The sequence below is a fragment of the Sinomicrobium weinanense genome (genome assembly GCF_018863395.1).
GTDB lineage: Bacteria > Bacteroidota > Bacteroidia > Flavobacteriales > Flavobacteriaceae > Sinomicrobium > Sinomicrobium weinanense.
In genome coordinates, this window is sequence record NZ_JAHKRR010000002.1 from 238645 (window position 1) to 263829 (window position 25185).

General features: G+C 45.5%; 20 protein-coding genes. 7 read left to right on the top strand and 13 right to left on the bottom strand.

Annotated elements, in window-relative coordinates; genetic code table 11:
- Positions 1-4: 4 nt before the first annotated feature.
- The 11 genes from KN811_RS06660 to trmB form a co-directional block, all read right to left on the bottom strand.
- A complete protein-coding gene (locus tag KN811_RS06660) occupies positions 5-2191 on the bottom strand; it encodes an alpha-galactosidase (RefSeq protein ID WP_216334735.1) in 2187 nt (728 codons plus the stop codon).
- Between the two features lie 216 nt (positions 2192-2407).
- A complete protein-coding gene (locus KN811_RS06665; RefSeq protein ID WP_187966559.1) occupies positions 2408-4093 on the bottom strand; it encodes a RagB/SusD family nutrient uptake outer membrane protein in 1686 nt (561 codons plus the stop codon).
- An 18-nt stretch (positions 4094-4111) separates the two neighbouring features.
- A complete protein-coding gene (locus KN811_RS06670) occupies positions 4112-7561 on the bottom strand; it encodes a SusC/RagA family TonB-linked outer membrane protein (protein ID WP_187966558.1) in 3450 nt (1149 codons plus the stop codon).
- Between the two features lie 36 nt (positions 7562-7597).
- A complete protein-coding gene (locus KN811_RS06675; protein WP_187966557.1) occupies positions 7598-8671 on the bottom strand; it encodes a FecR family protein in 1074 nt (357 codons plus the stop codon).
- A 98-nt stretch (positions 8672-8769) separates the two neighbouring features.
- A complete protein-coding gene (locus KN811_RS06680) occupies positions 8770-9354 on the bottom strand; it encodes an RNA polymerase sigma factor (RefSeq protein ID WP_187966556.1) in 585 nt (194 codons plus the stop codon).
- A 443-nt stretch (positions 9355-9797) separates the two neighbouring features.
- Complete coding sequence (locus tag KN811_RS06685) at positions 9798-10850, bottom strand: NAD(P)/FAD-dependent oxidoreductase (protein ID WP_187966555.1); 1053 nt, start codon at positions 10848-10850, stop codon at positions 9798-9800.
- A 196-nt stretch (positions 10851-11046) separates the two neighbouring features.
- Positions 11047-11286 (bottom strand): NifU family protein, encoded by a 240-nt coding sequence (locus KN811_RS06690; protein ID WP_187966566.1) that lies wholly within the window; start codon positions 11284-11286, stop codon positions 11047-11049.
- Between the two features lie 98 nt (positions 11287-11384).
- Positions 11385-12518 (bottom strand): Mrp/NBP35 family ATP-binding protein, encoded by a 1134-nt coding sequence (locus KN811_RS06695; protein WP_187966554.1) that lies wholly within the window; start codon positions 12516-12518, stop codon positions 11385-11387.
- 306 nt (positions 12519-12824) lie between these two features.
- Positions 12825-13163, bottom strand: coding sequence for an MGMT family protein (locus KN811_RS06700; protein WP_187966553.1), 339 nt, complete (start codon positions 13161-13163; stop codon positions 12825-12827).
- 195 nt (positions 13164-13358) lie between these two features.
- Complete coding sequence (locus KN811_RS06705) at positions 13359-14003, bottom strand: LysE family transporter (protein WP_187966552.1); 645 nt, start codon at positions 14001-14003, stop codon at positions 13359-13361.
- A gap of 20 nt (positions 14004-14023) precedes the next feature.
- On the bottom strand, positions 14024-14695 hold the full coding sequence (gene trmB, locus KN811_RS06710; protein WP_187966551.1) for a tRNA (guanosine(46)-N7)-methyltransferase TrmB: 672 nt from the start codon (positions 14693-14695) through the stop codon (positions 14024-14026).
- Between the two features lie 70 nt (positions 14696-14765).
- Here trmB and KN811_RS06715 point away from each other — a divergent pair, with 70 nt between their 5' ends.
- Positions 14766-15845: a glycosyltransferase gene (locus KN811_RS06715; protein ID WP_187966550.1), complete on the top strand. Its 1080-nt coding sequence runs from the start codon at positions 14766-14768 to the stop codon at positions 15843-15845.
- Positions 15846-15981: 136 nt separating this feature from the next.
- Here KN811_RS06715 and KN811_RS06720 read toward each other — a convergent pair whose 3' ends face one another.
- Entirely contained in the window at positions 15982-17058 is a 1077-nt protein-coding gene (locus tag KN811_RS06720; RefSeq protein ID WP_187966549.1) for a sensor histidine kinase, read from the bottom strand.
- A 232-nt stretch (positions 17059-17290) separates the two neighbouring features.
- On the bottom strand, positions 17291-17977 hold the full coding sequence (locus tag KN811_RS06725) for a response regulator transcription factor (RefSeq protein ID WP_187966548.1): 687 nt from the start codon (positions 17975-17977) through the stop codon (positions 17291-17293).
- A gap of 240 nt (positions 17978-18217) precedes the next feature.
- On the opposite strand from KN811_RS06725, the gene KN811_RS06730 reads away from it, so the two are divergent.
- From KN811_RS06730 to KN811_RS06755, 6 genes are all read left to right on the top strand, one after another.
- Positions 18218-19495, top strand: a complete 1278-nt coding sequence (locus KN811_RS06730; RefSeq protein ID WP_187966547.1) for a hypothetical protein — start codon at positions 18218-18220, stop codon at positions 19493-19495.
- 116 nt (positions 19496-19611) lie between these two features.
- The gene (locus KN811_RS06735; protein ID WP_216334737.1) at positions 19612-22437 is read left to right on the top strand and encodes a TonB-dependent receptor; all 2826 of its coding nucleotides are present in this window, start codon (positions 19612-19614) and stop codon (positions 22435-22437) included.
- A gap of 389 nt (positions 22438-22826) precedes the next feature.
- Positions 22827-23354, top strand: a complete 528-nt coding sequence (locus tag KN811_RS06740) for a hypothetical protein (RefSeq protein ID WP_187967093.1) — start codon at positions 22827-22829, stop codon at positions 23352-23354.
- A gap of 254 nt (positions 23355-23608) precedes the next feature.
- Positions 23609-23983: a T9SS type A sorting domain-containing protein gene (locus KN811_RS06745; RefSeq protein ID WP_187967092.1), complete on the top strand. Its 375-nt coding sequence runs from the start codon at positions 23609-23611 to the stop codon at positions 23981-23983.
- Positions 23984-24294: 311 nt separating this feature from the next.
- Positions 24295-24780 carry a DUF6265 family protein gene (locus KN811_RS06750; RefSeq protein ID WP_187967091.1) on the top strand — a complete coding sequence of 162 codons (486 nt, stop codon included), beginning with the start codon at positions 24295-24297 and terminating at the stop codon, positions 24778-24780.
- Positions 24780-25127 carry a hypothetical protein gene (locus KN811_RS06755; protein ID WP_187967090.1) on the top strand — a complete coding sequence of 116 codons (348 nt, stop codon included), beginning with the start codon at positions 24780-24782 and terminating at the stop codon, positions 25125-25127. Before KN811_RS06750 ends, KN811_RS06755 begins: the two co-directional genes overlap by 1 nt.
- Positions 25128-25185 lie beyond the last annotated feature (58 nt).

Genomic DNA, 25185 nt, shown 5'->3' on the forward strand with positions numbered 1-25185 from the left:
ATTTCTATCGCACCGTAAGCCATGTGTATCCTCCGGGTGGAATAGTTACCCTGATACGGATATTGCCCTTGTTATCCATGTCATAGGATGCGGTCTTACCCTCTTCCATACTTATTTCAGCACTTCCCTGTAAACCGGTATAGTAAAGCGGAAGTGTAATCTCCCGGGTTATTTCCTTATTCAACGGGTTATAGAGCATCGCCAATCCTTTGACCTCCCCGTCGGGATCTACATGTAATATCCCGTCCCAGTCCCTTCCGTCGGGGCGACGCAGGTGAATAATATCCGCATTCAGTATGCTGCGGTATTTCCTGTACCAGTCAATAACTTCTATGACCGTATTTTTAGTCTTTTCGGTATCGTACAGTCTCGGGCCTCTGTAACAAGCCTGTACACCAGCCCCGTAATACTGCATCATCAATTGTCTGTAATCGGACAAATGCTCATCAAGGGGTTCCAGCACAGCTTCGGGGCCACCTCCGTGATAGGCTGTTAACGGCACAAAACCCCAGCCCATCGACGGCGTTTTTTCCCAGGTACCGTCATATATATTCTGGCGGTTCAATAGCATCTGGCGCTCACGGGGAAGAGCAAAATTTACCTCGCGGTATCCCAGGCCTATTTTATGTGAGCCATCCAGAAAATACCAGTCGGGAGCATTGATATAGATCCCTCTTTTATTCATCCAGTGATACAGTTCTTTTTGCAACTCCATCTGCACCCATTGCGAGTCTTCCAGTCCCCTGTGCCCTTCATGTGAGGTTGAGGCACAGACATCCCCCGGGTAAGGGCCGTCATTCTCAAAAATGTCAAAGCCGGTCTGTTCAAAAAAATATTTGATCTTCTTCAGGTAATCAAGTCCCCATTCGCTGGCAAGGCAGGGGGCATTGTTAAAAAAAGCCCTTCCCGGTTTTTTCGTTTCCGGATCAATGACATCCGTTTCCGGGCCGATACTCCTGCTGGAAAACAGGGAATATCCACCCAACAGCACCTCTTTGCCATGCGCATAGTCTGCCAGTTCCTTAAACTTTTTGATATTTTCGGGGGAAGTGTCTTCCATATTCAGTCCGCTGCCAAAACTGAGGATCACACCTTCATAGCCGGTTTCGGCACACTGGTCGATGATCGTTCTTACCTGTTCGGGATCGGTACTCACCAGGTGCATAAAGATCGGGTTCTGCGTGGTCCAGGGGGCCAGGGTACGGTACATCTTTCGCCGGGCAAGCCCGTTCCGTTCCCGGTCATAGCTGTCCCGGGCCAGCTCGTAGGTACGTATGGACTTAAAATCCGTTCCCGGTTCCAGGACGATGCCGATACCACGGTCCGGATAGACCTCGAGAAGAACCGGAGTTTGCAGATCGTAATTTACCTGGGAGGTATAGGTGGAATCGGTTTTCCAGTGGGCCGTCTGGTCACTGAGTTCCGCTTTCATGGCATTGTTAAAAGCATAATTGCTCTCGAGATACAGATGATGGGGCTTTTTTATTTTATCAGGGCTTCCTACCACGGCAGATTCTTCTTCGGGCATAGCCAGGATCTCATGGACCACCTGGTCGATCTTAACGGGGTCATCACTTTTATTTTCGACCGTAAGGTATTTGCCTGTCAGGGGGATGTTGTCATACAGCTCGTAGTGGATATGTACCGTTAACCCTTCAATATCGGCATGTTCGAAATCAAGTACCAGTTGTTTTCCTTTGGGGAGTTCTTTATGCCCTGTCCACACTGATGATCTCCATAGAAAATGTGGTTCAATCTCTTTTATCTTATGTCCGGTATACTGAAAATCATCTGTTCCCGGGGTCATTTTATCCAGCCATTCCGGTTTAAAATACGCTTTTTCTTCCTGTCCGTAAAGCCCTCCTATCTTATATTCTTTTCCGTTAAGGCTGATCCTGGCCTCCGGCATTACGGCCCGGACAAGCTGTTCCCCGGTAACGAGGTTTACATAATCGTAACAAGCTACGTTGGGAGAAGTCACAAAACGCCTTTGTACCAAACCATTGGACAGGGTTATTTGTCCTCCTTCCTCTTCAATGACTTCTGCGGGACGGGATATGCCATCTATGAGCCAGTCTTCGGGTTGTTGAACTTTTTTATTAGTACATGCCGAAAAAATAACCGCTACCCATACGAATATCACACTTTTTATAGCCAACGGGAACGACCTGTACTGTCTTAATTTTGCCATTATACTTTTTCTGCGTTATGCAATTATACAAATATACTGCTTTGGTACCCCATACCAGATGAAGCACCGTGATGCAAGGACTACATACAGCAACATGATGCAGCCCTGGTAAAACAAGATCAAAGGACGGTTAACGATGCGCCAACCGTCCCTTAGTTCCGGTTAAGGCAAGGCAGGGTTACAACTGACTAACCCAAACCAAATGCTGTAAAAAGATCACCACCCCGGGTTCTGGGGTTCCAATGCCGGGTTCAGGGTTAATTCCTGTGTGGGAATAGGATATAAATACATTTTATCGTCCCATTCACGGTGATTTACACCGGGATATACCCGGATATAGCCGTTTTCGTCCAGCACGATCCCACTGATCTGGCCAGGGTCATATTGTGCTTTTACATCCGGATGAAGTTTCATGCCGAGTATGGACTCCGGATCATTGATCAATTCCCCTGCTTTCCAGCGCTGCAGATCATCGAACCGCATTCCTTCGGCGGCGAGTTCTATTCTTCGCTCTCTACGTATCTCATCTATAAGCACCGGAAGATCGGGAAAAGGGGATTCGGGATCTTTTCGCAGTTGCCCCATAACCATAGGGGGCATATCTACTCTTTGGCGTATCTTATTGATGGTATTGTCTAGTACCAATTGATCGGCCTCTCCCAATTCTGCCTTGGCTTCAGCATAATTCAGCAATACTTCGGCATAGCGGAAAATAAAACGGTCGAGTGTAGACCTGTTGGCGTTCCACTGGGCAATGTCGGGCGACCGTCCCTTGATGATCTGGTAACCTGTGGTAGTAACGCTGGTCCCTATCCTGGGTAGGCCTATCACATCGGGGGTACCATCTGTTCCTACCTGGAACACAAAGCCCGGGGTGGCAATAAGCTGTTTAAACCTGGGGTCCCTGTCGGCTATTTCGGCCTGAATGGAATCGTCTTCCTGGTAAAGCGGGCTTAGCGAGGCAGGCAGGCCATCGGTACAGAGAAAAGACCTGACAAAACTCTTGCTGAAACCGGTACCGCTTTCGCCGAGTTGCCTGGTGACATTGTGCATAAGTTCGTCCTGGATATATCTCTTGGCCATAATTGTTTCGGGATTGCCCTCGAGTTCTTCCTGGATAAAGAGTTCGTAATAGTCTTTTTCAGGGTTCCCGGTGGAATAGATATCATAATTCCCGGAATTCATGACCAACTCCGATGCTTCGGCAGCTTCGCGGAGAAACCCGGCCTCATCGCCCAGGCCGTGGTATTTTCTATAGGTACCTTCCCAAAGACATATCCTCGATTTTAGGGCTGCAGCAGCATCTCTATGCAGTCGCCCCCGGGCAGCTCCTCCGGCAAGAGGCAGATGATCTACGGAAAAGTTCAGGTCCGCTAAAACGGAGTCCATGACCTGCTTATGCGGTAATTTAGTGTCGTAAAGTTCTTCGGAAGTTTCATCGAGGTCTTTGCTCAACCAGGGAATATCTCCGTATTTTTTTACCATATTCCAGTAAAACAATGCCCTGAAAAACTTCGCTTCGGCGGCATATCGGGCTTTTATCTCATCACTTTCTTCCGCTCTTTGATAGCGTTGCAAAAAGTAATTGACCGCCCTGATATTTTCCCAGTTCCAGTCTTCGCCTCCCGAAGCCACGGGCACCACGTAGGTCCCTCCCAGGAAGGTATTGATATTAGACGGTACATGATTGTCCGATCGATTGTCATCGTTAGCAGGATGCGCCACGGGCAAAACCGTGTAAAAGCGGTTTACATACAATTTCAGGTCTGCTTCATTCTTAAAGAATGTCGGTTCGCTGAGATCACTTTCCGGGAGACGTTCCAGGAAGTCGTCTTTCATACAGGAGGTCATGGCCATCCCGATTAGTATATATAATACGGGTATTCTTATTCGTTTTCTCATTTTACGCAATTTAAAGATTTACAGCCCTACTTGTATTCCGAATGAAACGCCCCGGTTTAGGGGGTACTCCCTCGGCTCGAAGATCTCGGGGTCAAAGGCCTTGTGAAGCTGTGTGATTTCAAACAGATTCTGTCCGGTTACATAGAGCCTCAGCTTATACAACCCGATCTTATCGAGTACTTCTCCTGGTAAGCTGTATCCCAGGGTGATGCTCTTTAACCTTCCGTAAGCAGCATTCTGTATGTATTTGGTTTGTGCCTCAAAGTTCCCGCCGCCTCCAAATCTCAGTCTCGGATAATAGGCATCGGGGTTTTCCGGTGTCCAGTAATCCTTGTGATGTTGCATGGGCACATGCCATTCACTGAGGAATCCCCAGAAGGTATTGTCTCCTACTACCACATCTCTTTTCCCTACTCCCTGGAACAAGAAACCGAAATCGAAATTTTTATAGTTTGAAGAGAAGTTAAGGCCAAACTGGTATCTCGGAGTTCTATTCCCTATAACAGAACGGTCTCCGGGGTTGTCCAGGGTATTGTCGCCAAAATCGATTATGCCGTCACCGTTAAGGTCCTTATATTGTATATCTCCTGCCATCCAGGTCCCGCCCCATATCCGGCTTTGGTCGGCCTGCGCGGCCGCGTCGTCGGATTGAAAGAAACCTTCGGTGGTATAGCCCCAGATCTCTCCCCGTTTTTGCCCTTCATACCGATCGCTCAGGATACTCTCAGGGTTCAGGTCATATTTTGTAATGGTAGACATATAGTCGGACAAAGCCAGACCAACGTTATATGAAAAATCTTCACCTATACCACCGCTCCACGCCACGCTGAGTTCCCAACCCTTGGTCCTCATATCGGCAGCATTCCTCACGGGAGGAGGTGTACCGAGTATGGCGGGCAAGGGGAATGCACCTATAATCATATCGCGCGTATCGCGGATAAACCAGTCGAAATTAATGTGCATCCGATTTTTAAAGGCAGAGACATCCAATCCGAAATTATGTGTCGACACTTTTTCCCAGGTAAAGCCCGAGCTTACAAGGCCGGGAGGGTTTACAAATACCTCGCGCTGGTTGTCAAAGATATGCCCCCCTCTCGACGTCCCCATAACCGGTATGTACGGATAATTGCCGAAACTGTCCTCAATATCCTGGTTTCCCAGCATGCCGTAGGAATAACGTATTTTGAGTTCATTGACCTTTTCTTTCAAGGGTTCGAAAAAGGTTTCATTAGATATTCTCCACCCCGCCGAAACGGAGGGGAAGAATACAAAACGGTTGTCTTTGGGAAAGCGGGAACTCCCGTCATACCGGCCGCTGACCTGCAGTAAATAACGTTCGTCATAAACGTAATTCGCCCGGAAAAAGGCCCCGCTTATGGCCCATTCGCTCTGCCGGCCGCCAACACCGGGGCGATCGTCATTGTTGAGATTAATGGCCGGCTTTTCCTGGTCGATCAGGTTTCTTGCCGTGGCGCTGAACGACTTGACCTGTTTCAGCTCCTGGTTGTATCCTATCATCCCTTTTACATAGTGTTTGCCAAAGGTATTTTCATATTCCATAAAGCTGTTCAGCGCGGTGTAATAATCATTGCTGTTCTCCTCCCTTACGCTGCTTGGGGTTGTCCACGGAAATGTGCCAAGGAGGATCCCGTCCACGCCATACTCCGGGTATTCCTTGTAATGCCGCATATCATTGTAGTTGTAGTTGTTCCAGGTAAAATCGGTGGTCCACCTGAAATTTTTAAAAGGTTTAAGTACAAAACCTCCCGTAAGCCACAGGTCATTTTCAGTAGTTTCCCAGCGCCCATTCAATTTTGCCATGGCTACCATATTGGTAAAGCTCCCCTGCCCGGAATAATTTCCGTCGGGGTGATATACAGGCATGATGGGCCTCAGGTCACCGCTGATCCACCCGCTGGAGGTTCCGCCATGACTGGCCGTATTGGGACGGTTATTGTCTGTATAATTCAGGGACATACTGAAGTTCAGATCCAGCCAGTCCGTAGCTTCCGTGCTTACTTTCAGGCCGGCATTATAGCGTTCGAAGTTATCATCGGCCACTTTTAAGAGCCCTTTCTGGTTCATATACCCCAGGGAGGCTATATAAGACGTTTTTTCTGACCCTCCCGATACGGACAGCTTGTGTTCCTGCATGGGGGCCGTTCCGGGGTACATGACATCTATCCAGTCGGTATTTCCCACATACCTGTAGCGTGACGGGTTTGCAGGGTCTACGTATACCGGTGAATTATTTACGGGGTCGTTAAAATAAGCGGTGGCCAGTTCAAGGTCGCGTTCCGTGAACGGTGTGGAAGCGGTAGACCCCCCGGATATCTGCCCGTTCCTGTCGGCCTCCCTGTGCATTTTTATATAATCTACGGAGTTCAGGTAATCTGGCATACGGGTGGGGCGTGTTACCGTGTAAGAGGAAGAATAATTTATCTGTACCGGGGTATTCTTCTGCCCTCTTTTTGTGGTGATCAGTATCACTCCCGAAGCTGCCCTTGCCCCGTAAATAGAGGCTGAAGCCGCATCTTTCAGTACGGTTACGCTTTCTACATCAGAAGGGTTGATCAGGTTAGGATCCATCACCACACCGTCTACCAGTACCAATGGCGAACTGGCATTAATGGAGGTGTTTCCCCTAATGTTGAAGGTGGCCCCTTCTCCCGGGCGACCGTTCTGCAGATTGACATTAAGGTTAGGGATCAGCCCCTGAAGCCCCTGCCCGAGGTTAACCAAAGGCCTGCTCTCCAGTTTTTCACTGCTGATGGTGGAGACCGCCCCGGTAAGGTCGGCTTTTTTCTGGGTGCCGTAACCTACCATGACCACCCCTTCCAGGGCCTGGGCATCTTCCCGTAAAACAATGTTATAATGTGCAGCTTCCCCTATCGCAACCTCTATAGTTTTGTATCCTATGAAACTTACTCTTATTTTCGGATGATCTGCAGTTAATTTCAGGGTGAAATTTCCGTCAAAATCAGTTGCCGTACCTGCAGAAGTCCCTATTTCTACCACATTGGCGCCGGGAACGGGGATCCCTTCCGGATCGGTCACCACTCCGGTAATGGTCCGTTCCTGGAACTCATTCCCTGTGAGGCGCACATGGTTCAACCTGATAACATTGATCACATTGTTCACCTTCCTGAATTCCAGATGAGCTGTGTTTCCGATATAATCCAGGATTTCCTCAAGTCCCACCCTGTTAAAGTTCTTATTCAGCCTTATTTTTTTGTCCAGGTCGTTCCTGTCGTACGAAAACCTCAGATCCGTATGCTTTTCAATAAGACCAAAGGCTTCTTCAATCCCCCTGTCCTTTAATTGTAAGGTGATCCCACTTTTTCTTCCCCCTGTATCGCTCCCCTGCGTTCCCGGTCCTTTGGCATAGGAAGAGAAAACAAGGAAAAATACGGCACACTTAAGAAAATGCACTGCCCGAAGGCGGTAATTCTGCGAACGTATTCTCATAATTCATTTGGTTTTGGTTAATTTTCGGTTTTATTTTTAAAAGATGATCACGGTTGTTCCTTCCAGCCTGAAATGAAATTTTTTTACCATACCGATACTTTTTAAAACATTTTCAAGGGATTCATTGTGAAAACTCCCGGAATAACTCCATCCCGCCATTGTTTCCGGGGATTTTTCCACCTGTATCTCCACGCCATACCAGCTTTCCAGTTTTTCGAATATTTCCCTGCTCTCTTCGTGTTTAAAGAATAAAACCCCGATGGTCCAGGCCAGTACTTCATTACGATCGAAATTCCGTTTTTCGGCACTAAGGCCTTCTTCGGTATCTATGATCAATTGTTCTCCGGGATCCAATATTTCATTGTAATTGAATTCCTTCTGAGCCACAGACACTTTTCCCGTAACCAGCGAAACCTGTACTTCTTTTCCCTTTTGATCAATATTAAAAGAAGTACCCAGTGCCTGGGTCACCGTGCCGTTTGCATCGACCAGGAAAGGGCGCGAAGTATCTTTGGCGACCTCAAAAAATGCCTCCCCTGTTAGATGCACCATTCTCAGGGTATTATTGAATTTTTCCTCAAAAGTGATCTCGCTGTTACTATTGAGCATCACCTTGGTTCCATCACTGAGAAAAACGGTAAGTTTTTGTCCCTTATCGGTTTTTCTTACTACAAAATCTGAAGGGGCTTCGAGCTTGTCTTTTTCTGCAAAAAAATCCGTGAGAAGAGAGCCTACCACTATAAAAGTGGCAATCATCGACGCCACCAGCCAATACTGTTTTTTGGATTTGTTCCGAGCCGCCCCCGCTGTCCTTTTGCTCAGGGAAAACACCTTGCCCTTCCTTTCTTTTGCAGAAAATTCTTCGGTTTTAAAACGGATGCGCTTTTTTAAATCTTCTATCCGGCTTTCGTCATAAGACCGCTGCTCAAACTTCAAACCCGAGATCATATTTTTTGCTTCTTCGGAAAATGGGACCAGGTGGGGGTATTTATCCAACATTCCGGCCCAGTCCGTGGTTGAAGTATTCTTTTGTACCCAGGAGATAAAGGATTCATCGGTAAGGAAGTCTTCCGTTTTATAATCTTTATATGGTTTACCGGTTTTTTTCAAAATATTTACAGGTTGTCCTTTACCTGATAAATCCCGGAAAGTGGTATTTTACTCCCGTATTTTTGAAAAAATTTTAAAAATGTACCTGAAATCGGTTGTCAGGAGCTCGTTGAAGAAATATTTTTTCTAAGAGATAACATGGCCTTCGACAAGGCATTGTAAACCGCCTTTTTATCCAGTTGCATAACCTCACTGATCTCGTCAAAACTCAACTGGTTGTAGTATTTCAGGTAAATGATCTCTTTTTGCCGGGGACTGAGCTGGGCAAAACCTCCTTTGAGCCGGTTCAGGTCCCTGAGCCTGGTCTCTTCTTCTACCATTGCTGTTTCCAGGGAAACTTCAAAACCGGGCAGGGAAGAAGGCAATATCCAGGATCTCCAGAAATTCTTCTTTTGTTCTTTTTTAAGGGCTTTAAAGAGTTCTTTGCGAAAAGCAGCCATAAGATAAAAACGGATATTATCTGTATCCTTTAATGTATCCCGTCTGACCCATATTCTGCAAAACAGTTCCTGAGCGCAGTCTTCTAACAGGTCGAGATCGCCTGTAAAACTTCTGCCATAATTTAACAGATAGGCCATATGCTCATTAAAAACCCGATCAAAAGCCTCCTTGCTTCCCCGTTTCATATCCGACCATATTCTGCTGTCTTTTTCTTTGCGGTATGAGAGTCTTAAAATAGACATGGATCAGTAATTTAGGTCGATGAAGAATTAGCTATTCTTTGGGAATCTTGTATTAAATTTTATGTTATCGAACACATTTCTATGCCTGCATTTGGGGAATTTAGGTTCAGGTCCCTTATTGACCTGCTTCAACATGACCTGTTTTTATCAAAAACTGAAGGCTAATATATGATAATTTAACATACTTCAAAAAGAGTACACATAGCTTTTCCGCCCCACTAAATGCTTTTATAACAAAAATGTATTGATTTGAAATAAAAAGAAAGCTGTCTCAAAAGCAACATTCTGTCAACCTCAACCCCTATGTATCGGGACAGACTTTGTTTCAGATTCCCATAACGATTGTAAATCTGCGTGATGGGATGCTGAAACAAATCAGCATGATGGAATATTGCCTTTGAGACAGCCTCGTAAATTCCTGTAAACGCAGGTTAATATAAATTTTATTCTATGGACTTGATCACTGCTTTCGGAGCTTCTTTCCGGCTTCCGTCAAAACCATCCACACCACTTACGGTTGTGTATTTCATCACGTATTTTTTGCCGGGGTTGACGATCTGGAAAGCGCTCTGGCACATCAGGGTGGCTTCGTGAAACCCGCACAGGATGAGTTTCAGTTTTCCCGGGTAGGTATTCACATCGCCTATGGCGAAAATTCCGGGAATATTGGTCTGGTAATCCAGGGCATTGTTCACTTTTATAGCGTTCTTTTCGATCTCGAGCCCCCAGTTTGCCATGGGGCCGAGTTTCGGTGCGAGGCCGAAGAGCGGGATAAAATGGTCGGTTTCCAGCCTTTCTTCAATCCCGTTGCGGCTTACCGTAAGGGCTTCCAGCTTTTCATCACCATGCAGTTCGGTTACTTCGGCAGGTGTAATGAGGTTGATCTTTCCGAGTTTCCTGAGTTCCTGGGCCTTTTCTACGGAATCCAATGCGCCCCGGAATTCGTTCCTTCGGTGTATCAGGGTCACTTCTGAAGCCACATCGGCCAGGTATATGGTCCAGTCCAGGGCAGAGTCTCCTCCCCCGGCAATGACCACTTTTTTATCGCGATATATTTCCGGGTTCTTGATAAAATAAGCAATTCCTTTGTCCTCGTACAGGTCTATGTTGTTTAACGGGGGTTTTCTCGGTTCAAAGCTCCCCAGTCCGCCTGCAATGGCTATGACGGGGGCGTGGTGTTTGGTCCCTTTATTGGTGGTGACGATAAAACTGCCATCGTCCAGCTTTTCGATGGTTTCTGCCCGTTCGCCCAGGGTAAAACCGGGTTCAAAAGCCTTGATCTGGTTCATCAGGTTATCCACAAGGCCCCCGGCAAGAACTTCCGGGAATCCGGGAATATCGTATATGGGTTTCTTGGGATATATTTCCGACAACTGTCCGCCGGGTTGCGGCAGGGCATCGATAATATGGCATTTGAGTTTTAGCAGGCCCGCTTCGAAGACCGCGAACAATCCCGTAGGGCCGGCACCGATGATAAGTATATCTGTTTTGATCATTTTTTTGAATTATACGCTTAGATTCTATGCTTTAAGGGCTGTTTACTTTTATGGACGCGACGAATACACTAATTATTTTCAGCCTTGTAACGCACTCCCCAATGGTGTGAAAAACAATCGGAATTTACAGGCAATACAAATCCTTTCCCCCGGTTCGCAATGAACAGGGAGAGCATCGAAAGAGCCCTATAAGACCTTAACTCACACCAACAACCTGTTCTATCTGGGGAGCGTATTTCTTGATCGTGGTCTCCACCCCTGCCTTGAGTGTCATGTGATTTACATGGCAATCCGTGCAGGCACCTTCCAGACGTACCCTGACCAGCTTGCCGTCATCTATGGAAACTAAGGATATGTTACCGCCGTCACTTTCCAGGAACGGGCGGATCTCTTCCAAGGCTTTTTCTACGTTAATTTGCAATTCTTCTTTTGTCATTTTTTCTATTGGGTTATGCATCGGACATATGGGTTAAGCATTGGCAGTGACCGGATTTCAGCCCCTATAACACTTAACACGGCTCCCGACTACTTTCTTCATTTCTTTTTAACGGCCGAACAACCGGCCATAGTGGTTATTTTTATAGCTTCGGTAGGTGGCAGGTTTTCATTCCGGTCTACCACTTCCTGTACTATATTCCTGGTAAGTTCTTCAAAGGCCTCTTCCAGCGGAGTTGCGGTTTGCAATGCTGCGGGCCGGCCTACGTCACCGGCTTCCCGGATGCTCTGTATCAGCGGTATTTCTCCCAGGAAGGGCACATCGAGGTCTTCCGAAAGGTTTTTCGCGCCTTCCTTGCCAAAAATATAATATTTGTTTTCCGGCAATTCTTCGGGGGTAAAGTAAGCCATGTTTTCTATGATACCCAGTACGGGCACCCGGATGCTTTCCTGCTGGAACATGGCCACACCTTTCCGGGCATCGGCCAGGGCCACATTTTGCGGAGTACTTACCACCACTGCCCCGGTTACGGGCAGGGATTGCATAATACTCAGGTGTATATCCCCGGTTCCCGGAGGAAGGTCTACCAGCAGAAAATCGAGCTCACCCCAGGCGGCATCGAAGATCATCTGGTTCAATGCCTTGGAAGCCATAGGCCCCCTCCATATCACGGCCTGGTTGGGCTGCGTAAAGAAACCGATAGACAGTACCTTGACCCCATAGTTTTCCACGGGTTTCATTTTCGATTTGCCATCTACTTTCACGGCCAGTGGTCTTTCCCTTTCCACATCGAGCATTATCGGCGCCGACGGACCGTAAATATCGGCATCGAGCAGGCCTACATTAAATCCCATTTTGGCCAGTGTAACGGCCAGGTTTACCGTAATGGTAGACTTTCCTACACCCCCTTTTCCCGAAGCTACCGCGATGATATTCTTTATGCCGGGAATGGCCTTTCCCTTGATCTGAGGTTTTTTCTCCGGGGCATCTACATTGATATTCACCTTTATCTTTGCCTTTTCATACACTTCGTTGTGAATGGCTTTCAGGATCTCCACCTCGGTTTTCTTCCGGGCCTGCAGGCTGGGGTTCTTTATAGTGACGTCTACCACAACTTCGTCGCCAAAGGTCATTACATTGGTGACAGCCCCGCTCTCTACCATGTTTTTGCCTTCTCCGGGTACGGTTATGGTTTCCAGTGCCTTTAATATTTCCTTTTTATCTAACTTCATGTAGTATAGATTCGTTCTAAATTAAATTCATTCTAAATTACAAAGATAAGGTTTCGCTTCCATATTTTAAAACCCTTGGATAGAAATGCTCAATCACGGGATAGGGATTCCTTATTTTCTGAGATGATGTTTTTGGGAACGGTCCCCCTCTGCCTTCGGCATCTCCCCCGAAGAGGGGGAGAAAGTTATCTTTTAAATATTGTTATCTACTTTATTTATTCTCCATTGTGGTATAAAAGAATAAAACCTCTCCCCTTAGGGGAGATGCCAAAGGCAGAGGGGACTACAATTTTATCAATCCCAGAACTACAACGCTTTGGAAGGGTCCCAGAACAGCTTGTCAAAATCGAGAATACGGTTGTCTTTTACTTTTACCCCTTCGCTTTCCAGGAGCTGCTGCATGAGGTTGGTTCCGCTGAAGTGGTGTTTTCCGGTAAGTAGTCCCTGGCGGTTGACCACGCGGTGTGCGGGTACATCTTCGCGCCCGCCGCAGGCATTCATGGCCCAACCTACCATCCGTGCGGACCGTGCTGCGCCGAGATAACGGGCTATGGCTCCGTAGGAAGTAACTCTCCCGTAGGGTATTTCCCGGGCTACGGCGTATACTTTTTCAAAAAAATTCTGATTTTCGGGTTTTGGGTTCAAAGTTTAAGATTCAAGGTTTAAAGTTTAATGTTCAAGGTTGCAGGGTTTTGGTCCCTGAGCAGAGCCGAAGGGCAGGTTTCAGTTTTTTTTGGTTTATGAACTTTTCAGCTCCCCCTAAGAGGGAAATCCTTTTTTAATAACGTAACAGCTCCCCCCTTGAGGGGGGCAGGGGGGTGTCCCTTCAACACAATTCCATCAACCTCTCCCCAATTCGCTGTAAAAGATGCGAATCAGGGTGATGATCACCAGGACCAGCATTAATGCGCTGAGTATGTAATCGGAATACTTGGTAAACCTTTCCGTTTTGTCCTGCATTTTGTTAAAATACACCACATAGATATACAGTGTGGTAAAGGTGCCGAGCCCGGCAGCGAGGATAAAGATAAGGATATCGGTCAATTCGAACTTTATCCAGCCAGAAACATTCCAGGCGGCATTGATCCCGCAAAAATACGGTATGGGCAACATATTAAGTGCGGAGAGCAGCATTCCCTTGAAAAAACTCTTTCGCTTGCTCACATAGACCGAACGCATTTTCTTTTCTTTCCTTTTTCTGCCTGCCACAAAAAAATAAATAGCAAAAAAGGCAAAGACGATCACAGCGATCTTCAGTAAAATATCGATGATGTGGGTATTTCTGTACAGGTATTTGGATATCAGCACCCCTATATAGGCCTGTCCGATCACCACCAGGGAGGCCCCAATAGCAAACAATATACCGTTTGTTCTCCCTTTCTGGGCACTGGTCTTTGCGGCCGTCATATTCACCAATCCCGGGAGCAGAACGCCCATCGTGGCTGCCGAAAAGGTGGCAAAGAACAGTATCACTACATGTGTCATTTCCGGTTGGTTATACAGGCTTACGGCCTGAATTTTATATAGGTTATCGGTTTTTGTTGCTCAAGATACTGTTTTTCGTAGAAAGTCTGGATACCTGTCACTTCTTCCGGAGAATATTCATTGCCGTATACATCGTGATGGGCATAGAGCACTTCACAACCAAGTCCGTGCAGCAATCCCAGGGTATAACCGTGCATAAACTCACTGTCGGTCTTGAGATGAACCACACCGTCTTCTTTCAGTATCTTTTTATATTTGGTGAGAAAACCGGCATTGGTAAGCCGATGTTTGGTTCTCTTGTATTTGATCTGCGGGTCGGGAAAGGTGATCCATATTTCATCAACCTCATCTTTTTCGAAAAAGAGATCGATAAGTTCTATCTGGGTACGTAAAAAGGCCACATTGTCCAGATTTTCTTCCAGGGCGGTCTTGGCCCCTCTCCAGAAACGGGCGCCCTTGATGTCTACCCCGATAAAATTTTTGTCCGGATGTTTCCGGGCCAGGTTTACGGCATATTCGCCCTTGCCACATCCGAGTTCGAGTACAACGGGGTTATTGTTCTTAAAAAAATCCGTTCTCCACCTGCCCCTGAGAATGAACCCTCCCGAAATGACTTCGTCCCGTTCCGGTTGAATAACATTGGAAAAAGTTTCGTTCTCCCGAAACCGCTTTAGCTTGTTTTTGCTACCCACAACAATTATTTAATTTTTTGGCAAAATTAAGGAAATATTTATCTGTTAAAGAAATTCTTATTTTGCAAGCATGAATTACCGGATACTCGTCGCCCCCCTGAACTGGGGCTTGGGTCATGCCACCAGGTGTATTCCTGTGATACGGGCCCTTCAGGAAAACGGCTTTAGCCCTGTTATTGCCTCCGATGGTATTGCCTTGGAACTGCTGAAAAAGGAGTTTCCCGGGGTGGAAAGCATCTACCTGCCTTCTTACCAGATCGAATATGCCAGGGAAGGAAAGTATTTCAAACTGAAAATGATATGGGACTCCCCAAAAATGATCAAGGCCATCAGGCGCGAAAAAAGGCTGATCAAAAAGATCGTAAAGGAACGGCAGATCGACGGTATTATCTCTGATAACCGGCTGGGTGTATACCACAAGAAAATACCTTCGGTATTCATTACGCATCAACTCAATGTCCTTACCGGGAGTACTTCCTGGCTCAGTTCAAAGGTTCACCGGAAATTCATCCGGAAATTCGACCAGTGCTGGATCCCCGATGCCGAAGGAAAACCCAACCTGAGCGGAAAACTGGGACACCTGAAAAAGGAAAATATTCCGGTAAAATACATCGGGCCCCTGAGCCGTTTGCAAAAAAAGGAGTTGGAAATCGTCTACGACCTGGCCATCATCCTGTCGGGGCCGGAACCGCAACGGACCCTGTTGGAAAACAAGATCTTAAAGGAAATACAAAACTACCATGGCACTATCCTTTTTGTAAGAGGAGAGATCGAAAACACCCAGAATATTCAGAAAAAAGGCAATACCACCATCTATAACTTTATGCGTTCGGAAGAACTGGAAACCGCACTGAACCAAAGTGCCCTGGTATTGTCCAGGTCGGGCTATACGACCATTATGGACCTGGTCAACCTCCGGAAAAAGGCCTTTTTTATCCCTACACCGGGACAATACGAACAGGAATACCTGGCCAAACGCCTGAAGAAAAACGGCATGTTGCCCTATGTCCCTCAGAAGGATTTTCGTATTCAGATGCTGTCGGAGGTAGAAAACTATGAGGGGCTACCGGAAATTCCGGTCAACCGGTTTAATTTTGAGGAATTGTTTGAAGTGTTCCGGGCACCACAGGAAAGTCCGGAAGTTTTATAGAAACGATCCCCCTCTGCCTTCGGCATCTCCCCCGAGGGGGGAGAAAGTTATCTTTTAAACATTATTACATTTACACTCTCCCGGTGTAAAAAGATTAAAATTCTCCCCTTTGGGGAGATGCCGCAGGCAGAGGGGACTACCTTATGGCCTCACTATCTTCCACCTTTTCCAGGGTAAAGGAAAATTCAGATCCTATGCCGTAAACGCTTTCCACATATATCTTTTCGTTATGCGCTTCTATGATGTGCTTTACGATGGAGAGTCCCAGCCCGGAGCCTCCTTCTTTTCTGCTACCGCTCTTGTCTACCCGGAAAAAGCGTTCGAACAGGCGGGAAATATGTTGTTTTTCGATGCCTTCCCCATTGTCTGTAACCCTGACAATGACCTTGTTCTTTATCAGGTTTTCGATACTAACTTCCGTAGTACCGTCCAACTTGCCGTATTTTATCGAGTTGACCACAAGGTTGGTCACTACCTGCTGTATACGTTCTTTATCGGCCCGGACCATAATGGGGGCTTCATAGGCCATATCGAAAGTTAAAGTAATGTTCTTTTTCGCGGCTTTCATTTCCAGCAGGTCAAAAGAATTTTCGACGACTTCCACGATGTTGAACTCTTCGTGGTCCAGGTGAAGGTCCCCTACTTCCAGTTTGGTGATCATATCGAGGTCGCGGACAATATAGATCAGCCTTTCCACCCCTTTAGCCGCCCGTTGCAGGTATTTTTTTCGTACGGCCTTGTCCTTGATGGCGCCGTCCAGCAGTGTAAGGATATAACCCTGCACGGTAAACAACGGGGTTTTCAGTTCGTGCGATACGTTGCCCAAAAACTCCTTCCGGTAGGTTTCCCGTACTTTCAGGGTCTCGATCTCCAGTTTTTTATCCTGGGCAAATTTCTCTATTTCACGGGTAAGTGTCGCCATATCGGTAGTGATAGGGTGCTGGTGAAAGGAAGTGGATTCCAGCAGGGAAACATCGTCATAGATCTTTTTCACCCTTTTATAGATAAACCGCTCCACACGGAACTGGATGATAAAAAAACAGAGGGCAAAATTCACCACGGCAAAGACCGGCAATACCTTCCAGTATATCTCTATCGGTGCCAGAGCGGAAAACAAATACAATAACAGTATGACAAAAGTCCCGGAAATTATGGTGATATACAGCGAAGAACGCAGTGCGAACTTATAGGATTTTTTCAGTTTTGCAGGCATCTCAAAGAATTGTTCGTTTCTTCCCCGCAAAGAAACGGAAAAAATATGGTTTAAAGCCGGTTTCGAGGGGCCTGTTCTCGGTGGGGAAAGGGGATCTCTGTGTGATGTTCAAGTAATATAAAATGTTAGTGAGACTGCCCGGAAGGTCCCCTTCTGCCTTCGGCATCTCCCCCTAAGGGGGAGAAATTATTCGTTTTTTGACTTCGATCTTTAATGCATTATGGCATTAAAATTACAGGACAAACTTATACCCCACTCCTTTTACCGTATTGAAGTGGTCGTCACCGATCTTTTCGCGGAGTTTCCGGATGTGAACGTCTATGGTACGGCCGCCTACAATGACCTCGTTCCCCCAGACCTTGTCCAGTATCTCTTCGCGCTTAAAGACCTTTCCGGGCCTGGAAGCAAGCAGGGACAACAGTTCGAATTCCTTCCGGGGCAGTATGATCTCATTGCCTTTTTGCACGATCTTATACTCGTCCCGGTTTATGGTAATATCCCCCACTTTTACCACGGTTTCTTCGGGTTCCTGCTGGTCTTTCAACCTGCGAAGAAGGGCTTTGACCTTGCTGAGAAGTACCTTGGGCTTTATGGGCTTGGTTATATAGTCGTCCGCCCCCGCATCAAAACCTGCTACCTGTGAATAGTCTTCGCCCCGGGCAGTCAAAAAGGTAATGACGGTGTTGGAGAGTTCCGGCACCTTGCGAAGTTGCTCGCAGGCCTCTATGCCGTCCATTTCGGGCATCATTACGTCGAGGATCACCAGGTGCGGACGTTCCTTTTTGGCTTTGGCAATAGCCTCTATACCGTTGCCCGCTGTAGATACGTTATACCCTTCGGCAGAAAGGTTATAGCCAACGATTTCCAGAATATCCGGTTCATCGTCTACCAATAAAATCCGGATGTCTCGTTTTTTCATCTCAATGTTAATTTATGTGGTGTTATTCATGCCAAAAGTAAAGATAATATTAAAAAGTTAAAGCGGTTAACATTCTTTTAATGTGGTAACATAAAAGTAACATCAAGGTTACGTACATTTAATTTGTAAGTAACACCATCTTTACAATGCCCCCCTTTCTTTGCGGCAGAACAAATCAAAACACATACCGAAAACAATTGTTTCGAAAAGCGCAAAAAAATCAATTAAACTAAAATTAAGATGAAGAAAATCAATTTTTTACCAATTATTGCTTTGTTAGCAGTGTTTATCACGGCATGTTCTGGTGATGACAACAATAATGGACCAATAGATGATGATAATGGAGACGATGGAAACAGCGTTGAAAAAAGTGGTATTCTTACAGAAGATGAGCACTGGACTGCCGATAAGGTATACCTGCTGGAAGGTAAAGTGGTGGTAGATGAGGGTGTAACCCTTACCATAGACCCCGGTACCATTATAAAAGGTAAGCCCGGCCAGGAATCCCAGGCCTCTGCACTGGTCGTGGACCAGGGAGGAAAACTGATGGCCGAAGGTACTGCAAACGATCCTATTATCTTCACTGCCGAAGCCGACAACATCCAGCCCGGCGAATTGAGCGGCTCCAACCTGGATCAAAACGATATAGGGCTCTGGGGTGGTGTTATCGTCCTGGGGAAAGCGCCTATTTCTTTCTCCGGTGATTCCCAAACCGGTCAGATAGAAGGTATTCCGCCTTCCGAAACTTTCGGTAAGTACGGAGGTACTGATCCCGAAGATAATTCTGGTTCACTTAAGTATATCTCCATTCGTCATGGTGGTATTACTATCGGGCAGGACAACGAAATAAACGGTCTTACCCTCGGTGGCGTAGGTAGTGGCACCACAATAGAAAACATAGAAGTAGTGGCCAACCAGGACGATGGTATCGAATGGTTCGGAGGAACTGTAAATGTAACCAATGCCCTGGTCTGGGCCCAGGGAGATGACGGTTTTGATACCGACGAAGGCTGGAGCGGAACCCTGGACAACGGAGTAGTGATCATGGGCTCCGAATCCGGAACCGGACTTGAAATGGACGGACCTGCCGGAACAACCAAGCATCCGAACCCTGCCCAACAGCACACCCTCAAAAACATTACTCTGGTAGGTGCCGGCACATCCAGCAAGTATGCAGATCTAAGAGATGGCCTGCTGGTTAATCTCGAAAATGTATTTGCTTACGGTTTTGGAGAGAGCGCTACTGTTAAGATCAACGGTGAAGACTCCCGTGACGAATTGGCCAATGACAATATTATTTTCTCTAACTGGGAAATAGTATTGCCCGAAGGAGCGGCCATAGCAGATATTATTGTAGGTAAAAAACCAGATCCCAACGATCCTGATAAGGAAATCGATATGGAAATAACCGCAGAGAAATTCACTGACAACGCCAAGGGTGTTGAAACAGGAACTGTGGGAGCCAACACTTCTGTATTTGACTGGACATATGCTTCTGGTATGGGAGTTGAGTTCTAAAAAAACAAACCGAATACTGAAAATCTAAGTGTTCAGTACGGAATGTCCAAGGGGTATATATTCTCCCTTGGGCATTTTGTTTAATTAAAGAAAAACCATAATTACCTTTTGACACGATGTTAAAGAAATTTTTTTTAGTAGTTATTATTTCTGTTACAGGGCAATTTTTATTTGCCCAATCAGATACGGGTACGGTTACCGGAAAAATAATGGATGGTGAATTTAATGATGTGCTGCCTTTTGCCAATGTTGTATTAAAGGGTACCACTAATGGAGCTACTTCCGATTTTGACGGACTTTATTCCCTGGAGATCGAAGCAGGGACCCAGACTTTGGTATTTTCATTTTTAGGCTATGAAACCAAGGAAATTACCGGGATTGAGGTAACTCCAGGCCAAACTGTGGAACTGAACATTACCCTAAAACCATCTTCGACCAGCCTGGACGAGGTGGTAGTAACCACAACAACCCGGAAAAACACCGAGGCTTCGGTGCTCAATCTTCAGAAGAACTCCGTGACCCTTTTGGACGGACTTTCCTCGGAAGGGATCAAAAAAACCGGGGCCAGCGATATTGCATCGGCCGTAAAACGGGTTCCCGGTGTATCGGTACAGGATGGTAAGTATGTATATGTACGTGGTTTGGGCGACCGTTATACGAAATCCATCCTCAACGGAATGGATATCCCCGGGCTCGACCCGGACAAAAACACGGTACAAATGGACATTTTTCCTACCAATATCCTGGAAAACCTTATCGTGTTGAAATCGGCCTCTGCCGAACTTCCGGCCGACTTTACCGGAGGAGTGGTAAACATCGTTACCAAAGATTTTCCTTCGTCCAAACAAATGTCCTTTTCCGTATCGGGCGGTTTTAATCCCGATATGCATTTTAAGGACAATTACCTGAGCTACGAAGGTGGAGGAACAGATTTTTTGGGCTTTGACGATGGTACCCGGAAATTACCCATTTCATCAACGGCCAATGTGCCGTTACCTCCTTCCGATAACGGTACTCTGGAAGGCATTACCCGCTCCTTCGATCCCAATATGGCCGCACAGCGGAAAAATTCAATGCCTAATTTTAGTCTCAGTTTCAGCTACGGGAATCAGTTTGACGTAGGAAGTAACGGCAATAAATTAGGTCTTATCGCCTCATTGGATTATAAAAACACAACTTCTTTTTATGAAGGTTTTGACGAAGGCGTATATCAAAAATGGAGCGAGCCGGATAAGTATGAATTGCGATACGACCGCAGAAGAATAGGCGACCTGGGAATAAACAATGTATTGCTTTCCGGATTGGCCGGACTTTCCTATAAAACAGAAAAGTCTAAATACCGTTTTAACATCCTGCACCTTCAAAACGGTGAAAGCCAGGCCTCTTTCTATGATCAGAGCACACAGGTTTCTAACTCCATCAATGTGTTTAAGCATTATCTGGAATACAAGCAACGTTCAGTAACCAACTTGCTGTTTTCCGGTAAGCATTCAAATGAAGATGCATCGTTTATCACCGAATGGAGCGTGTCTCCCACCCGGGCCAACGTTCAGGACAAAGACGCAAGGCTTACCACTTTTATTGTCAATAACGACGATACTTACAGTATAAGTTCTGATGCGGGTTATCCGGTACGGCTTTGGAGGGACCTGGTGGAAACAAATATTGTGGGAAAAGTGGATTTCACGAAGAACTTTTCCCTGTTCGACAGGAAGTCCGTCTTAAAGTTCGGAGGGCTTTACAGCTACAAACAGCGCGAGTACAGTATTTACAGTTATGATATCGGATTCCGGGCCATCAACACAGTTGATTTTAACGGTGACCCCGATGCCATACTGGCTCCCGAAAACATCTGGACACCCGAAACCAATTCAGGTTCTTTTATCCGGGGGAACTTTCAGCCGGCCAACACTTTTGATGCCAATCAAAACACGGCAGCTTTTTATGTTTCGGGAGAGTTTAAGCCCTTTGAAAAGCTCAGGGCCGTTATTGGGCTAAGAGGGGAATATTTTACTCATTTTTTTACCGGGGAAAACAACAATGGCACAAGGAAACTGGATGATGAAAAAGTACTGGACGCTTTTGACCTGTTCCCTTCAGCCAACCTGGTTTATGAGTTAAAGGATAATATGAACCTGCGCGGATCATATTCCAGGACTATTGCTCGTCCAAGCTTTAAGGAAAAATCGCTCGTTGAGATCTCTGACCTCCTTACAGGGTTGGTGTTTATCGGAAATTTGGATTTAGCTCCTACTGAAATAGACAACATAGACCTGAGGTGGGAGTTGTTTGGCGACGACGCCCAGATGTTTGCTGTCAGCGGGTTTTACAAGTACTTTAAAAACCCCATAGAGATCGTGGCCTACGACAATACGGCACCGACCAATTTTACTCCCCGGAACTCACCTTCTGCCGAAGTATTCGGGGTGGAACTGGAAGCCCGTAAACACCTTGGATTTATTACTGAAGGATTGAAAAACCTGTCCGTAAACCTGAATGTTACTTTGATAGATTCAAAGATCGATATGGCCCCGCAGGAATACGAAGCCCGTAATAACTTCCTGAAAGAAGGCGAGACCATCGATGAAAAAAGAGAGCTACAGGGACAGTCGCCCTATTTGATCAACGCTGGACTTAATTATAAAAGTGAAGAAACAGGCCTGGAAACCGGTCTCTTTTACAACGTTCAGGGCAAAACCCTGGAAGTGGTAGGCTCAGCCGGGCTAAATCCCGATGTTTACACAATGCCGTTCAACAGCCTTAATTTTAATTTCTCTAAGACCTTAGGCGAAGAACAACGCTCTAAAATAAGCCTTAAGGTAAACAACCTGCTGGATGACGACAGGCAAAGCCAGTACGAATCTTTCCGGGCCCAAAACCAAAACTTCTCGTTCCGTGCACCGGGAAGGGAGTTTTCTATAGGATATAGCTATAGGTTTTAACAAACAGTTTTTTACATATGAATCCGGTTTGAGGCTGTCTTCAAAAAAGGCAGCCTCTTTCTATTTACATCGTTTTGGGTATTGTTCTGAAAAAACCGCCCGGATCATACTTTTCATCGCACCGACCAACACTAAATTCTGAAAATCACATCTTCTTTACTTTACTCCTTGCCAGGATCTTCTTTTTACATTATATGTGGCTAAAAAACAGATTGAAAGTAAAATAACCCCTTACAGATAAAACGTATGAGATGTTTACTTACGTAATTGATATTTACTAAAATCACCTGGAAATTTCGTTCAATATTTCTTTAAGTAAGATTAACCTCACCTTAACTTTAATAATATTCATTAACCCTACCTTGGTAAGATCAATTTTAAAACTTACCATGAAAACAAAATTCATTATATATCTTACCATTCTTCAAATATCCCTTGGATTTGTCGGATGTTCCAATGATGATGAACCAAATGAAATTGAAGCACCTGCTTCCAACAATGAGGCTATCTTATATAAATTTGACAATCAAACATTTACCCACAAACTGAATTTGCAATTATCTGTATCCGACAAGGCAGAGGATTCTCTTAATCTACTGGACAGGCTTACTTTAGTATATTTTAACTCTACCCTGGAAGAATCGGAAATATGGTATTTTGCTTCCGGTGAAGGATCGGATAATAAGTACAGAATAAACTGGTCTCTGGGACAGAACGAAGCTGATGTCAACACATATGACTTTGAAATAGTGACTCTAAAGATTGGTAGTGACGAACCTTACGAAACTTCTGTAAGTTACAGGCAAATTAAAGTTATATCTGTTGAATTCTCGGCCATCAGGAAGTTAACTCCACAGGATTTAAATATAAGGGATTATCACGAAGTCGTAAAATATTTTGGACTAAAGGACAACTAACGGCCTGCTACCCCAAATCTTCCAAATAAAGTGTTTTTAGAATTTTCTTAATTATCTCCTACTAAACCGTCATTACCGGCCCGGTAATGACGGTTTTTTTTCAAAGCCGTTTATTCTGGCACGAAAATCGATACTTAAATCTTGTAGAAATTCACAAATTGCATCATTTTTTTGTGAATAAAATCCTATGCCATTAACAAAATATTAGTAACAGAAACATATTTTTTTAATAACTTTGTACAAACATGCGGCCAATGAAAAAATTTTACCTCCTTATTCTAGCACTTGGTTTTATATCCCTGGGATACGCCCAGGAAAAAGATTCTTCTGCCCCGAGAAATCCGAATTACAGAGCATTGGTATCCAGGCCTTCACAAAAAGTAAAACACAAAAAAGATATCGAAGACTTCCGCCTGTTCCCCAACCCGGTCACCGATGGTATCGTGGCCATACATACCCGTAAAAACCTCCCCAAGGCCATTTCCATTTATGACGTATTGGGAAAAGAAGTGCTTCGCACCAAAATAACAGGAAAAACACTCAATGTCTCCATATTGAATTCCGGCATATATATTATCAAGGTCACAGAGACCGATAATACATCCACCAGAAAACTTGTGGTCAAGTAGCCCGGAGTTATTCCGTAGACTTTCCAACAGCCTGTGCCTCCTGTTCTCGTGTAAATTTTATACACCAGCGGCTTTTGCGTACATTTTACACACTTTTTTTCTCCTTTTCTCCGACCTGTATCTTACCGTGTCTTAAATCCCTCCCTTTGAAAATTGCCGCTTTCGCAAGGATCAATTCCTGATACCAGAAATATTTTCCCATCAAACCTTCCGCATGTTTCGTATTATTTTACTACCGGATATTTTTGTTATATTTACCCTATCCCCACACCATTTTTCAAAAAAGTAACCACCGAAAACTTTAACCACAGATGAAAACACTTTTACTTCTGCTCTTCGTTCCCATAACCTTTTTACATGCACAACAAACCCTGAAGTGGCAGGAAAACACCATTCCCTCTAAAGCCGCACTGGCCGATGTGAGCTGGATTTCCGGTCACTGGAAAGGAGAAGCCCTGGGAGGAATTGCAGAAGAAATATGGAGCTCCCCGCTCGGGGATTCCATGATGGGTTCCTTTAAACTCGTAGCGGACAACAAAGTAAAATTTTACGAACTGTGCACCATAAACCAGACAGGACCTACCCTCCTCTTACGCATAAAACATTTTGACAACGACATGAAAGGCTGGGAAGAAAAAGACCAGTCCGAGGATTTCCGGTTGATAAAAATCGAAAAGAACAAAGCATTTTTTGATGGAATTACCTTTGAAAAAGTAAGTGACAACGAACTTAGCATACACGTGCTTTTTCAGGAATCGGGAGAAGAAGCGACATTCAATTACAAACGTGTAAAGTAATGGCCAGGGCTTGTTTGGAATGCAGGCAAAAAATCTCCGGCCGGGCCGATAAGAAATACTGCAGCGACCATTGCCGGAATGCCTACAACAACCGGCTGAACAAAGACAGCAAAAACCTTGTCCGCAATATCAATAACAAACTGCGGAAAAACTATCGCATACTGGCCGAACTCAATCCCAAGGGAAAAACGAAGACCACAAAGATGCGGCTACTCGAAAAAGGTTTCGATTTTGAATATATCACCCACTTATACACCACCAGGAGCGGCACCATATATTATTTTCTCTATGACCTCGGTTACCTCCCACTCGAAAATGACTCTTATATGATCGTTAAAAGAGATTAGTGTGAGAGGGCGAGAAAGTGAGAAGGTGAGATAAAGTAGAAATATTGTATCCCCATCT